We start from the raw sequence: 18,944 nt of genomic DNA, 5'->3' as shown, positions 1-18,944 counted from the left end.
GCTATGGAAAAAGCGATCGGTTTCCGGGGAGTTTAATAGAAATCAAAAAAAGAAAATGGGGTGACTACTACCAGTAATCTCCCCATTGAAGTTTCTAGTCCTCAAACAAACTTTTAAACTGGTTTTATCCCTGCCTTTTCTCCACTTGGGCGACCATTAACAGCGTTTTCAAAAGTGAATCAGGATTCAAACTCATAGAATCAATTCCCAACTCAACTAAGAACTGAGCAAACTCAGGATAATCGCTAGGTGCTTGACCACAAATACCGATTTTGCGATGATGTTTCTTCGCAGAAGTAATCGCTAATTCTACCATTCTTCGCACCGCTTCATCCCTTTCATCAAACAGATGAGCAACTAAACCGGAATCTCGGTCTAAACCTAAAGTTAATTGGGTCAAATCATTAGAACCAATAGAAAAACCATCAAAAACTTCGCTGAATTTATCTGCCAAAATCACATTACTGGGCAATTCACACATTACATAAACTTGCAGATCATTCACACCCCTTTCTAAACCATGTTTCGCCATTTCAACTAACACTTTGCGACCTTCAGCAGGCGTGCGACAGAAAGGAATCATCAGAATCACATTCGTCAAACCCATTTCATCCCGGACTCGTTTCATCGCCCGACATTCCAAAGCAAAAGCTTCCTGATATTTCGGGTCACAATAACGAGACGCACCTCGCCAACTTAACATCGGGTTTTCTTCTTCAGGTTCAAACAATTGACCGCCCAAAAGATTGGCGTATTCATTACTCTTAAAATCGCTCATCCGCACAACTACAGGTTTGGGATAAAAAGCAGCAGCAATTCTTCCTACACCTTGGGCTAATTTATCCACAAAGTAATCGGGTTTATTTTCGTAGAGTGCTGTGAGTTTAGCTAAGGGAACTTTAATTTCATCATCCTCAATTTTGTCGTAATTAATTAAAGCCAAAGGATGCGCTTTAATATGATTGGCGATGATGAATTCTAACCGTGCTAAACCAACACCATCATTGGGTAAAGATGCAAAGCGAAAAGCTTCTTCTGGGTTGCCCACATTCATCATAATTTTCGTGCGAGTATGGGGCAAATTTTCTAAAGCAACTTCCTTCACTTCAAAAGGTAATAAACCTTCGTAAACTCTTCCTTCTTCCCCTTCCGCACAGGAAACGGTAATTTCTTGACCTGTTTTTAAAACTTCCGTAGCATCGCCACAACCCACTATTGCCGGAATGCCCATTTCTCGCGCAATAATTGCAGCGTGACAGGTACGACCACCTTTATTAGTAATAATGGCGCTGGCTTTTTTCATGATTGGTTCCCAGTCGGGGTCGGTTTTATCTGTAACTAAAACTTCCCCTGGTTGGAACAAGTCAATTTTCTGCACATCTAGCATGATTCGGGCTTTTCCTTGTCCAATTGCCTCGCCAACACTTCGTCCAGTTACTAATACATTGCTGTGTGCTTTCAATTCATAACTGCGAATCAGATTTGCGGCTTTTTGAGATTGTACGGTTTCTGGTCTAGCTTGAACGATAAATAATTCTTTGGTAATTCCATCTTTCGCCCATTCAATATCCATTGGGCTGTAAGTTCCACGCACGCTGCTGTAGTGGTTTTCAATGACACAAGCCCATTTCGCTAGTTGTAAAATCTCGTCATCTTCTAAAGCAAATTGCCGCTGTTCCACATCGGGAACGCGCTCATTTTTCATGTCTTTACAGCCACCGTCATCACAGACTAATCTGTATTCTTTACTTCCCAATCTTTTGTCTAAAATTGGGCGATAGCCATCTTTTAATGTGGGTTTAAAAACTAAATATTCATCAGGGTTAACGGCACCTTGGACGACATTTTCTCCGAGTCCATAAGCTGCTGTAATTAAGGTGGCATTTTTAAAGCCTGTTTCTGTGTCAATGGTAAACATAACTCCCGAAGAAGCTAGGTCGGAACGTACCATTTTTTGAATGCCGACTGAAAGAGCAATGCTAAAATGATCGAAGCCTCTTTGATGACGATAGGAAATAGCCCGATCGGTAAACAAAGAAGCAAAGCATTTATGACAAGCTTGTAATACACTAGCTAATCCTTGTACATTCAGGTAAGTTTCCTGTTGTCCTGCAAAACTTGCATCGGGTAAATCTTCAGCAGTAGCGGAAGAACGCACGGCTACTTCGGTGTTTTCTCCGTAGCGAGCCTCTTTCAGAGGAGCTTCGCTAACGCACATTTCCTGATAAGCTTTAGTAATCGCATTTCTCAAGTCTGTCGGGAAAGGAGTATTTAACACCAATGTCCGGGCTTTTTTCCCTGTTTCCCGCAAACTATTCACATCTTCCACATCCAATTCAGCAAAAAGTTCTTGCAGTTTCTCTCCAACTCCTGCGGCTTGGATAAAATGACGATAAGCATAAGCGGTAGTGGCAAAACCTCTGGGAACATTGATTCCTTTAGCAGTTAATTCCCGAATCATTTCCCCTAAAGAAGCATTCTTCCCCCCAACTAAACCAATATCATTAATTCCCACTTCATCAAACCACAGAATTAAAGATTGTTCCTTAGCGAATTGGAAAAGTCTTTCCTGAATTGCTTTCACCATGAATAGTTCCTCTTGCTAGTCAAGTAAAATTTTGGAATTTATGAAGTCAGCCAATTTTAGGCACAAAAAACTCCTAGTAAATGCTTCCTAACTATTAGGAAACACACTTATAGCTTCTTATTTTGTTAATAACAGTTTGTTTTGAAATGACGATCGCAAATTGATCGTCCTTATAGCCCTAGTGTAGCGATCGATACAGAAACCAGCATCAAAAAAGCATCTTTTGTAATTTTTCTTGTAATTTCTTTGGGATCGCTGTCTAGTTCTGTTTCTATGGTATACTGTTATACAGATTTTTGCCAACTCCCTGGTTTTACAGTGGGAAAGATAGGGAATCAAGCGTTAACAGCTTGGGGATCAACAGGTAATGAAATCGTGACAACTGGTAATTGTGCCTTTGCGTCCACCTAAAACCCAGTTCCTCAGACATCTAATACAGGGTGAAAATGCCTATGCCTGTGTTTGTTTCGCTTTTTCTGTGAGTTTGTTGGGTTAAACTTCGTTTAACCCAACAAAGTTTTTATAGTAAAGTTAGGATTCTGGAACATCCAAAATATTTGCTTGTGATAGTAACCTTCGTTCCTCAACTCGCTCTGGACGATTTATCTGTAACAATTTTACTGTCACTCGTCCAATCGCAGTTAACGGGATAATTTCGCCTTTTTCTACTTTAAAATGCTCCCGCCAGCGATCGCGACGAGGGTTATACAATCTCACAATTTCCCCATTCATTGGATCGATTGAAGCCAGATCGCTTCCTTTATATTTGTTGCAGATTGTACAAGCCAAAGCCAAATTATTTTCGTTCGTTTGTCCACCGTGCTTTTCCGCAATGATATGATCGATTTCATGGGGTACAAGAACAGAAACTTCTGGCATCAAACAATACTCACAAGCAAAATTAGCGCGATTACAAACCAAGCGTCTGAGAGCAGCAGAAACATAAGCCTTGCTCATTCTTTAGGCTTCCTTAAGTTTCAGCAATGCTTTAGCCTTAGCCACCCGCACCAAATGTTCAACATATTCATATTGTTGCCATAAACGTTCCTCTTGGGCCGTCAACCCAACTGTTCTATTTTTTTCCAGCAAATTGTTGATATGTTGTTGTAATGCTTCCGACGGCTTCAACGCCAAAACTTCTTCTGGGGTGGGAAGATTTGCCAAGAATTCTAATACATCTGCCAACCCAGAAAATCCAGATTGAGCATCTGCACTCCATTCCCGCAAACCCAGTTCCAAAATTTGTGTTAACTGCTCTTGCAGTGGACTTAACCGCATCGCCAATTCATCTGGAACTTCCACTTTAATCTGCATGATCGAGCTTTGCAACACTTAAAAATATTTGTGTTAATCGTAGCATTAATTTTGTAAATTGAGGTAACAAAACCCAACACTACTTTTTCTCGGTTTATATCGATTTTTTGGGTTAAACGAAGTTCAACCCAACCTACTTTTTTTGGGATTTAATTCAACATCACCACAAAAATAAAAAATTATAGTGGGGCGATCGCATTCTCAACAATTAGCTTACCCCTCTCGCACCATCCAAACCAAAAAACCCAAAATCTGATCCACTGGAGGTAGCGCATAATCCATCAGATCGATCGCCACCGTCGTCCCCTCCAACTTCAAAAAGCGCCATTGCGTCCCATTGCTCACCGCCCCATAAATTGTGGGAATATTGATTTGATTCGCTTGATTAAACAATTGAGCCGCTACCATTTCTGCAATACACTGTCCCAATCCTTCATTTAAGTTATCTCGTTTCGCTTCCCCAACAATCACAACGGGTGCTTCAATCTCCAATTGTTCTGAAGAACGGCTAATCAAATAATCCAGATACCCAGTCAGTCCTTTGTCTACATCTACTGTAAAATCTCGACCTGAGAAGAGACTCACCTGCTGATTTACAATCCGTCTCACCTCTTGCAAAACTGGATAAATAATCCCCTCAGACTTGGCTTTTTCTGAGCCAACTGCGATATTGCTCCGCAACGCTAGCGCGAACGCCCAAGGCAAATCTTCCAACACTGCTTGCAACCGAGAACTTGGTGCGATCGGATCTATCTCTGGCAAAAACCGTCCTGCTTCGATGGTGGTTAAACCAAACTCTTTTTTAACTTTCGCCAACGTAAAGCTGCTGTATAGCATAGTTTACACCTTTGCGATCGCTGCTAATAACTCAAATTGATTCAGGCTTTTAGTAGCTAGTAGGAATCCCACTACCCACTACCTACTACCTATTACCAATTCCCAGTCATCATTATCTCCCAAAAAGTATCCTGTAATACTGACATTCGCTATGGTTTTGCAGTATGAAAAATTAATATTGTCAAAGCTATTTTTCGGGAGTTTGTCAACATTAATACATTTGTTAGTTGGATATGTAAAGTTTTATAAATTAATATAATATTTTGCATACAAACCCAACTAATTATCCCTAATTCTCAAAAAGCTCTTGCATAATTTACTCAAGAACAATAAATTAATTTCCACAAAAAAATAAGCAGGAAATCCAAGAGATGAAAGCGTCAAACAGTACAGCCTCAACCTGTCGGTGTTGTCATTACTACAAATTAACTGGAAGACGTGGTGGATATTGTGAAAAGTTGGGAGTATCAGTAAGAGGTGAGTGGAAAGGTTGCAATCTAGGACTCGTGAAATTTGCAGCCGATTACGAAAATTCGTCACAAAACCGAACACTAGCTAATCAGCAAACCTAAAGAAATTCCCTAAAAATTCAAGAAATCCTGTTTGAAAATTGTATAATTTACCAACTTAACGCTACTAGAAGGTGGCGTTTTTATTTGATTTGTTAACTTATTAGTAAAGTATTCTATCCAACCGACAATGGTAAAACAAAATAGTTAAATTGGAGAAGAGGCGGCGACTCAAAACAATGAGTTGATAAAGAGGAAAGCTCAATGCAAACTTATATAAAACCAACTACCGACCCAGCACATGATGTGTTGAGATATGAACATCAACCATTAGATGCTATTTTTGCGCCAAAAAATGTTGCCGTAATTGGCGCAACGGAAAAATTAGGCAGTGTCGGACGGACAATACTGTGGAATTTAATTAGTAGTCCTTTTGGCGGTACAGTTTTTCCGGTTAACCCAAAACGTCCCGGCGTATTAGGAATTAAAGCTTATCCCAGCATCGGAGAAGTTCCCGAAAAAGTAGATTTAGCGGTAATAGTTACACCTGCTGCCACTGTACCAGGAGTAATTAGCGAATGCGTGGATGCGGGAGTTAAGGGTGCGATCGTAATTTCCGCAGGATTTAAAGAAATTGGCGCACAGGGAGTAGAATTAGAACGGCAAGTCCTCGAACAAGCCCGTCGCGGCAGAATGCGAATTATTGGGCCAAACTGTCTGGGCGTAATGAATCCAGTTTCGGGATTAAACGCTACCTTTGCCAGTAAAATGGCTTTGCCGGGAAACGTCGGTTTCATCAGTCAAAGTGGCGCACTTTGCACCGGAATTTTAGATTGGAGTTTTCAAGAAAACGTTGGTTTTAGTGCCTTCGTTTCCATTGGTTCCATGCTAGATGTAGGTTGGGGCGACTTAATTTATTATTTAGGCGATGACCCCCATACTGAGAGCATCGTAATATATATGGAGTCGATCGGCGATGCGCGATCGTTCCTTTCCGCAGCTAGAGAAGTTGCCTTAAGTAAACCAATTATAGTGATTAAAGTCGGACAAACTGAAGCCGCAGCCATTGCTGCCGCCTCTCACACTGGTTCACTTACAGGTAGCGATGAAGTATTAAACGCCGCATTCCGTCGCAGTGGAGTATTGCGAGTCAACACCATTGACGACTTGTTTAATATGGCAGAAGTTTTAGCCAAACAACCACGTCCCAAAGGCAAACGCTTAACTATTCTCACTAATGCTGGAGGACCCGGAGTATGAGCCACTGATGCTTTAATTACAGGTGGGGGAGAACTGGCGGAACTTTCTTCGGAAACAGTTGAGAAACTCAAACCAATATTGCCAGCATCAGCTAGTACTCACAACCCGATCGATATTTTAGGAGATGCAGACCCAGAACGGTACAGCAAATCTCTAGAAATAGCGCTAAAAGACCCTAACAGTGATGGAATGTTGATAGTTCTCACACCTCAAGCTATGTCTGACCCGACAAAAACAGCCCAGGATGTGGTAGAACAACTGAAGACAACTCCTGTTAAGGGCAAACCAATTTTTGCTAGTTGGATGGGTGGCGAAGAAGTCGCCGCAGGGGAAGCTATTCTCAACCGCGCCAGTATTTACACTTTTCCCTATCCCGACACAGCGGCTCATGTATTTAACTTGATGTGGCGGTACAGTTATAATTTGCGGGGTATATATGAGACTCCGATATTACCAGACAATTGTGGGGAAAAGGCGTGCGATCGTATCTTAGCAAAATCAATCATAAACTCAGTCAAACAAACTGGTAGAACCATCCTCACCGAATACGAATCTAAACAACTACTCGCCAGTTACAACATTCCCACAGTTCCCACAGAAATAGCCACCACTGAAGAAGAAGCAGTTAGTCTTGCCGAAAAAATTGGTTATCCAGTAGTTCTCAAACTATATTCCGAAACCATTACTCACAAAACAGACGTGGGGGGAGTCAGGTTATTACTAAAAGATGCCGAAACAGTTAGAGGTGCTTATCATGGTATTCAAACATCAGTAGCCGAAAAAGTTGGTGCAGAACACTTCTTAGGCGTAACCGTACAACCAATGCTAAACCTCGAAGGTTACGAAATTATCATTGGTAGTAGTGTAGACCCACAATTTGGCCCCGTGCTACTGTTCGGTACAGGCGGACAACTAGTAGAAGTTTTCAAAGACCGTGCTTTGGCATTACCGCCTTTGAATTCTACCTTAGCAAGGCGGATGATGGAACAAACCAAAATCTACACTGCCCTGAAAGGAGTTCGCGGTCGTCCACCAGTTGACTTAGCAAAACTCGAACAGTTATTAGTACAATTTAGCTTGTTAGTAGTCGAACAACCTTGGATTAAGGAAATTGACATTAACCCGCTACTTGCTTCACCAGATAGATTAATTGCCCTTGACGCTCGCGTAGTTCTGCACGAAGAAAGAGAAATTAGCGAAGATAAACTGCCAAAACCAGCCATTCGACCTTATCCCACCCAATATGTTACACCTTGGACAATGAAAGATGGTACAGAAGTTACCATTCGTCCTATCCGTCCCGAAGATGAACCTTTGGTGGTCGATTATCATAGAATGGTTTCCGAAGAGTCGGTTTATCTGCGTTACGCACATTTAGTAAAACTTAGTCAGCGAACGACTCACGAAAGATTGTCGCGGATGTGTTTTATTGATTACGATCGCCAAATGGCATTAGTAGCAGAATACAATAACCCCGAAACTGGACAAACCCAAATTATTGGTATCGGCAGATTAAGTAAATTACATGGTACCGAAGAAGCCGAATTTTCCATGTTAATTGCTGACAAATATCAACATAAAGGTTTAGGTACAGAATTTCTGCGGCGACTATTGCAAATAGCCCGTGATGAAAACTTAAGTCGAGTTACTGCCGATATCCTCACTGATAATATGGCAATGCAACGCATAAGTCAAAAATTAGGTTTCCGGGCAGAACGTATTTTGGGTGAACCAATGGTGAAAATGATTCTTGATTTGTAAAAGAATCACGGCATCAAGAATTAACAAACGCGGAGAACTTTTCAGATAATTCTTCGCGTTTTTTGTTTATTTCCTTATCGCCAGTCTTATTCCAGCTTCCTCTGATATCATTATGAGCATTAGTTATCTAGCGACCAAACTCTGAGGTTTCTATATTGAACCAATTTTCCACTTATCCCGTCTTTTGCTAATAAAAAAACATCTCCTTTATTTTTGAACTCTGAAACATCAAATGTTTCAATGTACCTATCATTTACAAAAAATGTAGCTTTTTTATCCTTAACGATTAAAGTTAATGTATTTGAGTTTTTATCTGAGAGATTAAGATTTGGTAACTTGCCGCTACTAGTAGTACCGAAACGCCATTCTTTTTTCATTGAACTAACCCATAAATCAAAGGATTTGCGTTGAGGATCGTTAAGCTGATTACTTGTATTTTCTTGAAATGCGAAACCATAAGTCCAATTATTAGTTGCACCATCATAGGGGTTATCAAATTGAGCTTCAACAATAAAATTAATAAGGTTGACCTTTGTAGGTTTTACTGGTATTACTCCTTCTTTATACTCTCCTATATTCCCCTCAATTTCAGACACAGCAAGTGCCGCTTTCTGTTTTAGCATCTGAACTTCGACTAATTGAGATGGCTGTTTAAGATATTCATACGTTGGATATCCTGCGGCTAACACAAGTAGAATAATTATACCACCTGTAATTAATTTATTTTTAGCTTTGACTATTTTATCAAACAGTGATTTAACACCTGAAGTAGGCAGAGAATTTTCATTTAAATCTGTTGGTTCGCTTGGACTATATCGTGAAAAAAACTGAGACTTGCAATTAAGTTTTATTGCAATTTCTTTTAAAATCAATTCATGTTGTCCTCTCTGAAAAATAGGTCTTAGTTCCTGACAACAAAGTTGACAAATAGCTGTTGTATTCCCTACTTCATTTAAGTAGCTAATCAGATTAATAGCGAAACTTTCATCTGTCTGATCCGATATAAACGCAAGTTGATTTGGTTCTATTCCAATTTTTCTACATAGTGCTTTTCGTGCTTCTACTTTCTGGCTCCTAACTAATAGATCTGCTAGACGGAGAATTTCATCTTGGTTTAAATATTGTGACATATATTTAACTTACCAGATTACTTACAATTCAGTTTTGACTTAATATTTTCCAAATCAGCCGCGTACTTCCCTCTTTTAAACACAACTTCAAGTTCCTTGCAGATTTTACAAAGAGCTTGTTTATCATCGGTAGTATGTAAATAGTTAATAAGCTCTAAGGCAAAGTCAGCATCAGTTGATTGTCTTAAAAATTCCAGGTAATTTGGTTCAATTCCAATTTTTATACAAAGTGCTTTTCGTGTCGAATATCCTGCACGCCCGCTACGTATTAAAAGGTCTGTAAGTATTTCTCTGTCAGAGTCATTTAGTTCCTGAGATGCCTCAGACACAGGTTCGTTCGGGATTGAAAGCTGCTCTTGGGGCAAATTCATCACAACCGTCTCACCAATATTTGGCTTCTTCTTAAGAATCGGGGTTAGTTGCTCTGGAATACCTGCCAAACGAATGGCAGCGCAACCTAATTTGTGGGCAAACTCAACAGTGCGTCCTGCTCCTAGAGCATCGTAAAAAGCCACAGCAAATTCAATTGCTGCTCGATCTCCGATCGCCTTTTTCATCCCAATCACATAATTAATGTGTTGACGGATTGCCTCTGCTTGCACTTCCGAAAAACAACCGTTAAGAACAACACACTCAACTTGCTCTGCAAACAGTTCAAACAGTCCCGCTAAAGCTTCTCCATCAACTAGCTTTGCCGAACCTGTTTCATCTTCAAATACTAAACCCTCATCCCCTGTTCCATGCCCAGAAAAATGAACTATAGAAGGATTTAGATCCAGCATAGCCCGCTGAATATCTCTTGGTCGCACTGCCAAGATTGACTTGACAACGAATCGATCGCGTTGTTTTGCCCGCTCTAATCCTTGTTCAATATCTCGCACCTCCTGATCTAAACGTAGTTGTGAAGTGCCTTGAGGATTTGCTGTCAAAATTAAGATGGTTTGCATCCTGTACTAGACTCCAGTTATATAAATTGACAAGATTTCTCTCTCAACTGGGAAAACCAGTTGCCAGACGAGTAATGATATTTGCATTTGTCTAAATTGGTTACGTACTAGCACGTAATTCTTTCGGAATATACATCTGTCAAAAGAGTGATTCCGGAAAAACACTACTTAAAAAGTAAAAGCACTCTTTGGTAGAGTGCCTTGGAAGTTTCTTGTTTAATCCGGTCAAAAAGTTTCAAATCACATCAAGCTGGACATTTTCCTTGTCAAACAAATATTACTTATAACAGTAGTTTCCACATCTCGGAAGTTACGTAAAAAATATAAAACCCTAAAATCCTTATAAAACAAGCATTACAGCCATATTTTTTGCTTGGCTTCATCGAATCTTTAAAGAAGATTCAAAAAAACTGAATTATACTTTAAGCGAGTTGAAGGGTGATAAGGTAATGAAAGCAACAGTCTTATCTGCGATAACTACGGGTAGTATATTTACTGCTATTCTTGCCACTACCGCAAATGCTAATGCAGCAAGCTTTATTGATAATGCTGCATACCAACCAACGCTAACAAATATAACAACTGAGGGAACTGCAACTGAACAAATAAAGAGCGTAGCTTTAGCAAACTCCTCCTCTGTCGCAGCATCTCTGCGTACTGGTACTGTAAATTATTCCTTTTCAGATACAGCCAGATCGTCAGCTACAGGTTCAGGCTATAGTGCTGTAATCTACGATTCTACTGCCCAAACACCGAGAAGAATACCCGAATCTTCGATGGTATTAGGGTTAGGTTTAATCGCAGTTTTTGGGTTACTTTCTCCAACAAAAAGCGCTTTTAATAAATTGTAAAACAAAATTAGGTGAAACTGATCTAGCCTAAATTTTATCGGTCTTTCATTTGCGCTCAAACGTGGCAATTCTTTAAAATGATTTACGTGCTTATATTATGTAATAGGGGGAGCGCTCTGTTGTAAGGTTATGTGGGTTTTTGGATGCGATCGCAATATACTCGTAAACCATTTAAGATCGGATAGTTGAGTCTGTAATTAGAATTGTTGGGGAGACTCTAAAGCATGAGTGAAACTGCGGAAAAACTTAAACTCGAACTTTCTCAGCTTTCTGCAAAAGAGCGGGCTGAAATTGCATACTTTTTAATTCATTCTCTTGAAGAGGGTATAGATGATAATCTAGAAACTGCTTGGGATGTGGAATTAACCCAAAGGTTGGAAGATATTAATCGCAAAACAGCTATTGGAGAACCATCATCTCAAGTTTTTTCTGAGTTACGAGAAAAGTATTCGTGAAGTTTATTGTTATTCACACTGAAGCTCGAAAGGAGCTTGATGCTGCAATAGCTTACTATGAAGCTCAAACAGCAGGCTTGGGACTAGATTTACTGTCTGAAGTGGAAAAAGTTATTCGGAAAATTCAGCAAAACCCGAATTTAGGAACTCCACACAAGATAGAAGGAATACGTCGTTATGCTATTCAACGTTTTCCGTATCAGATTTTTTATACGGAGCTTGAAGAAGTGATTTGGATTATTGCGATCGCACATGGTAAGCGTAAACCGAATTATTGGAAACAAAGAAATATTGAAATTTAGTAAATTATTTTTAATTCCAGTTTTAGGGTTACTTTCTCAAACAAAAAACGCTTTTAACAAATTTGTAAAACAAAATTAGGTGAAACTGACTACCCTAAATTTCATCGATCGCTCATTTACGCTCAAAAGAGGCAATTAAAGGGTGCAATTCATTTTTCATTTTATCAAGTGCTGCTAATGCTTTTGGTTGTTGGCTAACATGAGCATCAATAAACAAAGAAATTGATTCTTCAATTAAAGAGCGGATATTTTCTTGCGGTTGGGTAGTGAGAAAATCTAAAAATGCCCTGTCCGTAGTAGGGTCTTGAGGATAAACAATTGAATAATGATTTGCTCCTTCAATTATGATTAAATAGGCATCATTTCGATTTGCAGTAATTGCTTCCCGGAAAGTCCGTATCAATGACCTTGTAGGACTATCTTCTTTAATACCATAAATGTGCCTGCTATTAGTAATCACACCATCGCAAGTGCCACCTATTAACAACATTGGTAATGCTGAAGGTAGGGGTAAAAAAGTATCTGCCGGAAAACCTAACATTATTGGGGCAGCACTATGGGCAGCATAAGCAAAAGATGCAGCAACTTGCGGAAAAAATTCCGGTTTAGCATTTTCTAAAGCGACTCTTCCACCAGCAGAATGACCACCTAAAATTACCTGTTGTAAGTTTAACATTCCTGCTAGTAATCCTTCGGTTTGTAAGCTTTCTAATTCAGCTAATAAAGCAGGTAAAGCTGTGGCAGTTGGTGCAGTACCGTAAGTGTTAGATGCTAATATTTTAGTATCAACTCCGGGAGTTAAAGCGATAGTTCCTGGGAAATTTTCTGCTACCCAAGCAAAGGTGACAACTACTATTCCTCTTTCTGCTAGTTTAACTGCTAACCACTGGTAATTTTCCAGCCCACAGTTGACTCCTCCAAAGAAAATGACTACTGGAAATGGCGCTTTTTCTGAGTCTGCTGGAATGATAACCTGAGTTTTTTCTAAGTCACTCCCCGATATCTGGGCGGGATAGAATACTTTAAGATGAATTGTGTCGTAAGGTGAGGTAGCAGTTTTGACTTTTGTCGATCGAAAAAAAGCACGAACAGTCATGGGATTTTAGATTTTAAATTTTCGAGGAATTTTACCGAAATAATTGCTTTAATTCTCGCCACAACGATGATTGTCCCAAGTTTAACCCTTTCTGAGTGAAGATGCCGTAATTGGGACTAAAGAGTAATGCTAAGATAAAAAATCCTGATGCGACTAAGACAATGGCAGGGCCGGAAGGTAAATTATAAAAGTAGCTGAGATACATTCCCGAAATACTGGAAAAAATCCCAATTCCTGCACCTAAAATCATTACTTGATGTAAGCGTTTTACTAATAAATATGCTGTGGCACCTGGAGTAATTAATAATGCTAAAACTAGAATTACTCCGACTGCTTTCATGCTGGCAACTATGGTTAAAGCGATGAGTAGCATTAAACCAAAGTTGAGGATATTAACTGGTAAACCCGCTGCTTGTGCGCCTAAAGGATCGAAGGTGTAAAAAAGTAGTTCTTTGTAAATTAATCCTACTACGAATAAGATGATTGCGGCAATAATTGCGGTGTCCCAAACTTCGTCAAATGTGACTCCTAATATATTACCGAACAAAAAGTGATTTAGGTCGATTTTGTTGCTTTTTTGGATGATGGTAATTAAGGTTATACCAAGGGCGAAAAAGGCGGAGAATACTATGCCCATTGCGGCATCTTCTTTGATGGGCGATCGAGTTTTTATAAATGCGATCGCCATCGTACTAATCACTCCCGCAATAAAAGCGCCAATGAAAATATTCGCACCTAACATGAAAGCGATCGCTAACCCCGGTAACACCGAATGACTAATAGCATCTCCTAGCAAAGCTAGTCTTTGTACCATTAAATAACTGCCAACAACCGCACAAATTAAGCCAACTAATATGGCGATAATTAGCGATCGTTGCATGAAGCTATATTGCAATGGTTCGATTAACGCTTCCAGCATAGATTATTTATTATTAAACCGCAAAGGACGCAAAGAACGCAAAGGAAAGAGCTTAAGCTGCTTTTCCTTGGAAGAAAATTACTTGTCCACCATAAGCGCGATAAAGGTTTTCTTGGGTAAATACTTTTTCTCTAGAACCTGCGGCAATTAATTCTTGGTTTAATAAAATCAAATCATCAAAATGAGTGATAGATTCGCCTAAATCATGATTAACCACTAAGACAATTTTGCCTTCGTTAGCTAGTTCGCGGAAAATTTCAAATATGACAGCTTCAGTTTTTTGATCTATGCCAGCAAAGGGTTCATCAAAACAGAAAATTTCGGCTTCTTGCGCTAACGCCCTAGCTAAGAATACCCTTTGTTGTTGTCCGCCGGAAAGTTGTCCGATCGGGCGATCGCGAAACGCACTCATTCCCACTCTTTCTAATGCGGTTTGGGCAACTTGACGACTCACATTGGAAAAGCGGCGAAACCATCCGGTTTTTCTGACTCTACCCATCATTACTACATCCCAAACTGTAGCAGGATAAGTCCAATCAATTTGCGATCGCTGCGGTACATAAGCAACTTTCGCCAACTGATCCATCAAAGGTTGGTTTTGATATATTGCTGTACCACTACTAACCGGAATTAACCCCAACATCCCTTTTAACAGGGTACTCTTTCCCGCTCCATTAGGGCCAATAATTCCTGCCACTCTACCACAATTCAAGGTAAAACTAACGTCGCGCAACGCCTCTACCGTGCGATACTTGACCCCTAAGCGATTAACCGTAATCCTGGGAATATCCCTAATCTGGCAAACTTGCTGCGTCCAATGTTCATCGGTGGGTAAGCTAATAGTTTTCATAATCTCGATCCGATCGTACTTATCTGAGCATAGTATAAAAATGAGACAATTATGAAAACATCTATAAAAGGATTGAATACAAAAGATAAATGGCACTAATTATTCATACCGCTAACCGGACGCAGGTTAAGTTTTCCACCACAGCTTTAGCCCTTTCCTTGTCCTTCCTAGCTTTTGGCTTATTGAGTTGTAACCCCCAAGCCCCAGACACAGACAAACGGTAAACCCAATGTTGTCGCGACTAGCACCATCCTCGCGGACTTGACAGCAGAAGTAGGGGGAGACGAAATTCAGTTAAAAGGAATTTTACAACCAGGTGCAGATCCTCACGTTTATGAACCAGTTCCCGCTGACAGTGTGGCGTTAGAAAAAGCCAAATTAATAGTTTACAACGGCTATAACTTAGAACCGGGATTAATTAAATTAATGAATGCTTCCGGTATTCAGGCGCGAAAATTGGCAGCGGGGGAGGTAGTCAAACCCTTACAATTGGACAAAGGTCAAGGGGAAGTAGTCCCAGATCCTCACGTTTGGGGTAATGTAAAAAATGTAATTCAAATGGTAAATGCAATTCGCGACGCTTTGATTGCATTATCACCAGAAGATAAAGAAAAGTTTACTAAAAATGCCCAAAAATTAACCCAAGAATTACAACAGTTGGATGTTTGGATTGCTCAACAGATTAACACTATTCCGGCAGATAAACGTAAATTAGTCACCAGCCACGATGCTTTTCAATATTATGGTCGTGGGTATGGGCTGGCTATTTTTGGCACTTTAATTGGGATTAGTACGGAAGAACAACCCAGTGCTCAAACTGTTAAAAAATTAGTGGACTCTCTAAAAAAATCAGCTGTACCAGCGATTTTTGCTGAAACCACAATTAATCCAGCTTTGATTAAAACTGTAGCGCAGGAAGCGGGAGTTAAATTAGCACCGAAGCAACTTTACTCTGATTCAATTGGTGCAGCGGGTAGCGATGGAGACACTTATATTAAGATGATGGTTGCTAATACTAAAGCGATCGTCGAAGCTTTAGGTGGAAAGTATACACCATTTCAACCTAATCAGAAAATTCAGTCGTAATCAGCGATCGCATTTTATCCATCTCTGCACCCAAATGCTGACCTATAAAGTCCAGCTAATCATTATCATAAAATTTACCCTTGAAGCCGCATAGCCGCCTGTTTGTGCCAGAATTAACTTAGAGTATTTATGCGGATTAATATCAGCCGTTTACCTGACTTTAAGTAACAAAATTTCCTGAATAGATTACAGAAACACACATTAAAGTATACCTCTTGTAACTTGACGGGAAAAAATCAGCTATCGCCAGAGATTTTGCTGTATTATTCCGAATAATGGGTTAGCTATCCGAAGAATTAAGTTGATGTGCAGCTTATTCTTGGGCATAAAAAATTGAGCAGAATATGGCATGAATAGCAAAAAACGACCTGTTGGTGTGGATTTATTTGCGGGTGCTGGTGGAATGACGCTTGGTTTTGAACAAGCAGGATTCGATGTATTAGCTGCTGTAGAAATCGATCCAATTCATTGCGCCACACACGAATATAACTTTCCTTTTTGGACTACTATATGCCGGGATATTAATAACATAACTGGCGCAGAAATTAGAGAGCTTTCGCAAATTGGCGATCGCGAAATAGACGTAGTATTTGGTGGTTCTCCTTGTCAAGGATTTTCTTTGATTGGTAAACGAGATTTAGGAGATCCGCGCAATGCCTTGTTGAAACAGTTCGTGAGATTAGTATTAGAACTTAAGCCTAAATATTTTGTTTTAGAAAATGTCCGAGGTTTGACTATAGGGAAACACCAAGACTTGCTCGGAGAAATTATTCAAGAATTTCAAGCGAATGGCTATCAAATAACAGAAAATTACCAAGTTCTTAATGCGGCTCATTATGGAGTACCACAAGCGCGATCGCGAGTATTCCTGTTAGGTTGTCGCCCCGGATTACCCTTACCGAAATATCCTCAACCAATCACCGCAACCAACTCCAAACGAGCCGGAAAAACTAAACAAACTACTACTTCAACCTTACCTTTAGTTGCCACAGTTTGGGACGCGATCGGAGATTTACCAGAAGTGCAAAATCACCCAGAATTACTAACTCAAGATTGGGTAGTTGCTAAGTACGGTATTCCCAGCGAATATGCCGCTAAACTTCGCAGCTTAATAGTAGAAGAGGATAATTACAGCTATCTTAGAGAATTCGATTCTACAATCATTACTGCAAGTTTGCGTACCAAACATTCGGAAGAAGCAATGCAAAGATTTGAAAAAACAAATCACGGCAAAATTGAACCAGTTAGCCGTTTTTATAAATTGCATCCCGAAGGAATTTGTAACACATTAAGAGCCGGAACACCCAGTAATCAAGGTGCTTTTACATCACCTCGCCCAATTCACCCGTTTAGTCCCAGGTGTATTACAGTGAGAGAAGCAGCGAGATTGCATTCTTACCCTGATTGGTTCCGGTTTCATTCCACAAAATGGCATGGTTTTAGACAAGTAGGAAATTCCGTACCGCCTTTATTGGCAAAGGCGATCGCATCCCAAATCATTCAAGCTTTAGGAACTGACCCAATTAAACCTACAAAAAAACAACAATTAGGAGATGAAAAATTACTAGAATTAACCATGACCCAAGCAGCTGAAAAATACCAAGTCAATCCTCGTATTGTAGAACCAAGAAAGCGAGATTACAAAAAACTGCAACCCGCCTCAGCGTAAGAAGGCAGGGGGGCAGAGGGGCAGAGGGGCAGAGGGGCAGAGGGGCAGAGGGGCAGGGGGGCAGGGGGGAGAAAAGTCAAAATGCTGGAAGAGTGGCTTTTGTTGTTAAGTTCTCTGTTCTGAGTACAGATTTAACTGCTAAACTCGCCTTTAAAAACTTAAAATTTCTTCTGCCTTTCTGAGAGCCTTTAAGCTGGTAGAGATTTAATTTTTATATTGGTAAAATTGCGGAAAAACCTTTAAATCTGCCCCTCTGCCCCTCTGCCCCTCTGCCCCTCTGCCCCTCTGCCCCTCTGCCCCTCTGCCCCTCTGCCCCTCTGCCCCTCTGCCCCTCTGCCCCTCTGCTCCTCTGCCCCTCTGCCCCTCTGCTCCAATTTTGTGATAGAAGTGAACCGAAGGATAGTCAGGGGAAAACAGAGATGGCGAGAGTTGAACCAGAAATTGACATTGCGCCATTTATCGACCATGCACTGCTAAATCCCACCGCCACAAGAGAGCAAGTACAGCAGTGGTGTGAAGAAGCAGAAAGATATAACTTTGCAGCAGTTTGTGTTTATCCTACTCATGTGCGTTTAGCAGCGGAACTGCTTCAGAACAAAGCGCCCAAAGTTTGTACAGTTATTGGTTTTCCTTCGGGTGCTACCACATCCGCAGTCAAGCTCTACGAAGCGCAAGAAGCAGTAGAAAATGGCGCTACTGAATTAGATGTGGTAATTAATCTCGGATGGCTAAAAAGTGGTAAAACAGAGGCAGTCCACCGAGAAATTGCCGAGATTTGTGAAGAAACAGGTCAAGTAGTCAAGGTAATTTTAGAAACCGCACTATTGACAGAGACGGAAAAACGACTATCGGCAGAGGTCTGTATGGATGCCGGGGCAGCATACTTGAAAACAAGTACAGGGTGGTACGCTGGTGCCACAGTTGCAGATGTCAGACTGCTCAAAGAAATCACCAAAGGTAGTGTGGGCATTAAAGCATCAGGGGGCATTCGTACTTTAGAACAAGCAGTTGACCTAATTATGGCAGGAGCAACTCGCTTGGGTACTTCTCGCGGTGTCGATTTGCTCCGGCAACGCGATAACCTGGAAGAAGAGGAATAGAGGGGCAGAGGGGCAGAGGGGCAGAGGGGCAGAGGGGCAGAGGGGCAGAGGGGCAGAGGGGCAGAGGGACTCCAGGAGAGGAGAATTCCAAACTCAAAACTCTCCAAACTCTCTCCCTAACTCAAAACTCAAAACTCAGAACTCAAAACTTCCCTTGTCCCCTTGTCCCCTTGTCCTCTTGTCCCCAGTCCCCAGTCCCCAGTCCCCAGTCCCCAGTCCCCTTGTCCTCTTGTCCCCAGTCCCCTTGTCCTCTTGTCCCCAGTCCCCAGTC

General features: G+C 40.7%; 16 protein-coding genes and 1 pseudogene. 8 read left to right on the top strand and 9 right to left on the bottom strand.

Annotated features, from left to right (window positions below):
* Positions 1-124: 124 nt before the first annotated feature.
* The 4 genes from ppsA to ACE1CI_RS06970 form a co-directional block, all read right to left on the bottom strand.
* A complete protein-coding gene (gene ppsA / locus ACE1CI_RS06985; RefSeq protein ID WP_413261714.1) occupies positions 125-2,587 on the bottom strand; it encodes a phosphoenolpyruvate synthase in 2,463 nt (820 codons plus the stop codon).
* A gap of 531 nt (positions 2,588-3,118) precedes the next feature.
* Entirely contained in the window at positions 3,119-3,544 is a 426-nt protein-coding gene (locus ACE1CI_RS06980) for an HNH endonuclease (RefSeq protein ID WP_413261715.1), read from the bottom strand.
* 3 nt (positions 3,545-3,547) lie between these two features.
* A complete protein-coding gene (locus tag ACE1CI_RS06975) occupies positions 3,548-3,901 on the bottom strand; it encodes a hypothetical protein (RefSeq protein ID WP_413261716.1) in 354 nt (117 codons plus the stop codon).
* 213 nt (positions 3,902-4,114) lie between these two features.
* Positions 4,115-4,738, bottom strand: coding sequence for a hypothetical protein (locus ACE1CI_RS06970; protein ID WP_413261717.1), 624 nt, complete (start codon positions 4,736-4,738; stop codon positions 4,115-4,117).
* 773 nt (positions 4,739-5,511) lie between these two features.
* Between ACE1CI_RS06970 and ACE1CI_RS06965 the strand changes: the two are divergent.
* A pseudogene (locus ACE1CI_RS06965) lies at positions 5,512-8,268 on the top strand (bifunctional acetate--CoA ligase family protein/GNAT family N-acetyltransferase).
* 119 nt (positions 8,269-8,387) lie between these two features.
* Here ACE1CI_RS06965 and ACE1CI_RS06960 read toward each other — a convergent pair.
* Positions 8,388-9,398: a hypothetical protein gene (locus tag ACE1CI_RS06960; protein WP_413261720.1), complete on the bottom strand. Its 1,011-nt coding sequence runs from the start codon at positions 9,396-9,398 to the stop codon at positions 8,388-8,390.
* Between the two features lie 17 nt (positions 9,399-9,415).
* Positions 9,416-10,345, bottom strand: a complete 930-nt coding sequence (locus ACE1CI_RS06955) for a CHAT domain-containing protein (RefSeq protein WP_413261721.1) — start codon at positions 10,343-10,345, stop codon at positions 9,416-9,418.
* A gap of 449 nt (positions 10,346-10,794) precedes the next feature.
* On the opposite strand from ACE1CI_RS06955, the gene ACE1CI_RS06950 reads away from it, so the two are divergent.
* The 3 genes from ACE1CI_RS06950 (at position 10,795) to ACE1CI_RS06940 (ending at position 11,953) form a co-directional block, all read left to right on the top strand.
* Entirely contained in the window at positions 10,795-11,196 is a 402-nt protein-coding gene (locus ACE1CI_RS06950; protein WP_413261722.1) for a hypothetical protein, read from the top strand.
* 224 nt (positions 11,197-11,420) lie between these two features.
* Complete coding sequence (locus ACE1CI_RS06945; protein WP_413261723.1) at positions 11,421-11,651, top strand: addiction module protein; 231 nt, start codon at positions 11,421-11,423, stop codon at positions 11,649-11,651.
* The gene (locus ACE1CI_RS06940; RefSeq protein WP_413261724.1) at positions 11,648-11,953 is read left to right on the top strand and encodes a type II toxin-antitoxin system RelE/ParE family toxin; all 306 of its coding nucleotides are present in this window, start codon (positions 11,648-11,650) and stop codon (positions 11,951-11,953) included. Before ACE1CI_RS06945 ends, ACE1CI_RS06940 begins: the two co-directional genes overlap by 4 nt.
* 112 nt (positions 11,954-12,065) lie before the next feature.
* Here ACE1CI_RS06940 and ACE1CI_RS06935 read toward each other — a convergent pair whose 3' ends face one another.
* Genes ACE1CI_RS06935 through ACE1CI_RS06925 form a run of 3 tightly spaced genes read right to left on the bottom strand, consistent with a single transcriptional unit; the run spans position 12,066 to position 14,818 of the window.
* Positions 12,066-13,049, bottom strand: a complete 984-nt coding sequence (locus tag ACE1CI_RS06935; protein ID WP_413261725.1) for an alpha/beta hydrolase family protein — start codon at positions 13,047-13,049, stop codon at positions 12,066-12,068.
* A gap of 31 nt (positions 13,050-13,080) precedes the next feature.
* The gene (locus ACE1CI_RS06930; RefSeq protein WP_413261726.1) at positions 13,081-13,968 is read right to left on the bottom strand and encodes a metal ABC transporter permease; all 888 of its coding nucleotides are present in this window, start codon (positions 13,966-13,968) and stop codon (positions 13,081-13,083) included.
* A gap of 52 nt (positions 13,969-14,020) precedes the next feature.
* Positions 14,021-14,818: a metal ABC transporter ATP-binding protein gene (locus ACE1CI_RS06925; RefSeq protein ID WP_413261727.1), complete on the bottom strand. Its 798-nt coding sequence runs from the start codon at positions 14,816-14,818 to the stop codon at positions 14,021-14,023.
* A gap of 89 nt (positions 14,819-14,907) precedes the next feature.
* Between ACE1CI_RS06925 and ACE1CI_RS06920 the strand changes: the two genes are divergently transcribed.
* The 4 genes from ACE1CI_RS06920 (at position 14,908) to deoC (ending at position 18,673) form a co-directional block, all read left to right on the top strand.
* Positions 14,908-15,042: a hypothetical protein gene (locus ACE1CI_RS06920; RefSeq protein ID WP_496615290.1), complete on the top strand. Its 135-nt coding sequence runs from the start codon at positions 14,908-14,910 to the stop codon at positions 15,040-15,042.
* Between the two features lie 37 nt (positions 15,043-15,079).
* On the top strand, positions 15,080-15,904 hold the full coding sequence (locus tag ACE1CI_RS06915) for a metal ABC transporter solute-binding protein, Zn/Mn family (RefSeq protein ID WP_496615289.1): 825 nt from the start codon (positions 15,080-15,082) through the stop codon (positions 15,902-15,904).
* Positions 15,905-16,253: 349 nt separating this feature from the next.
* Positions 16,254-17,573 carry a DNA cytosine methyltransferase gene (locus tag ACE1CI_RS06910; RefSeq protein ID WP_413261729.1) on the top strand — a complete coding sequence of 440 codons (1,320 nt, stop codon included), beginning with the start codon at positions 16,254-16,256 and terminating at the stop codon, positions 17,571-17,573.
* Between the two features lie 419 nt (positions 17,574-17,992).
* Complete coding sequence (gene deoC, locus ACE1CI_RS06905; RefSeq protein ID WP_496615288.1) at positions 17,993-18,673, top strand: deoxyribose-phosphate aldolase; 681 nt, start codon at positions 17,993-17,995, stop codon at positions 18,671-18,673.
* The last annotated feature ends 271 nt before the right edge of the window (positions 18,674-18,944 follow it).

Source organism: Floridaenema flaviceps BLCC-F50 (assembly GCF_041929275.2).
GTDB lineage: Bacteria > Cyanobacteriota > Cyanobacteriia > Cyanobacteriales > Aerosakkonemataceae > Floridanema > Floridanema flaviceps.
The sequence above is the reverse complement of the archived record's forward strand: the minus strand, read 5'-3'. Positions and strand labels throughout refer to the sequence as shown.

Excerpts from the sequence above, each read along its gene's own strand:
- ACE1CI_RS06930 (WP_413261726.1), bottom strand. The coding sequence starts at position 13,968 with ATGCTGGAAGCGTTAATCGAACCATTGCAATATAGCTTCATGCAACGA.
- ACE1CI_RS06910 (WP_413261729.1), top strand. The coding sequence starts at position 16,254 with ATGAATAGCAAAAAACGACCTGTTGGTGTGGATTTATTTGCGGGTGCT.
- ACE1CI_RS06975 (WP_413261716.1), bottom strand. The coding sequence starts at position 3,901 with ATGCAGATTAAAGTGGAAGTTCCAGATGAATTGGCGATGCGGTTAAGT.
- ppsA (WP_413261714.1), bottom strand. The coding sequence starts at position 2,587 with ATGGTGAAAGCAATTCAGGAAAGACTTTTCCAATTCGCTAAGGAACAA.
- ACE1CI_RS06935 (WP_413261725.1), bottom strand. The coding sequence starts at position 13,049 with ATGACTGTTCGTGCTTTTTTTCGATCGACAAAAGTCAAAACTGCTACC.
- ACE1CI_RS06970 (WP_413261717.1), bottom strand. The coding sequence starts at position 4,738 with ATGCTATACAGCAGCTTTACGTTGGCGAAAGTTAAAAAAGAGTTTGGT.
- ACE1CI_RS06980 (WP_413261715.1), bottom strand. The coding sequence starts at position 3,544 with ATGAGCAAGGCTTATGTTTCTGCTGCTCTCAGACGCTTGGTTTGTAAT.
- ACE1CI_RS06955 (WP_413261721.1), bottom strand. The coding sequence starts at position 10,345 with ATGCAAACCATCTTAATTTTGACAGCAAATCCTCAAGGCACTTCACAA.
- ACE1CI_RS06960 (WP_413261720.1), bottom strand. The coding sequence starts at position 9,398 with ATGTCACAATATTTAAACCAAGATGAAATTCTCCGTCTAGCAGATCTA.
- ACE1CI_RS06925 (WP_413261727.1), bottom strand. The coding sequence starts at position 14,818 with ATGAAAACTATTAGCTTACCCACCGATGAACATTGGACGCAGCAAGTT.
- ACE1CI_RS06920 (WP_496615290.1), top strand. The coding sequence starts at position 14,908 with ATGGCACTAATTATTCATACCGCTAACCGGACGCAGGTTAAGTTTTCC.
- ACE1CI_RS06945 (WP_413261723.1), top strand. The coding sequence starts at position 11,421 with ATGAGTGAAACTGCGGAAAAACTTAAACTCGAACTTTCTCAGCTTTCT.
- ACE1CI_RS06950 (WP_413261722.1), top strand. The coding sequence starts at position 10,795 with ATGAAAGCAACAGTCTTATCTGCGATAACTACGGGTAGTATATTTACT.
- deoC (WP_496615288.1), top strand. The coding sequence starts at position 17,993 with ATGGCGAGAGTTGAACCAGAAATTGACATTGCGCCATTTATCGACCAT.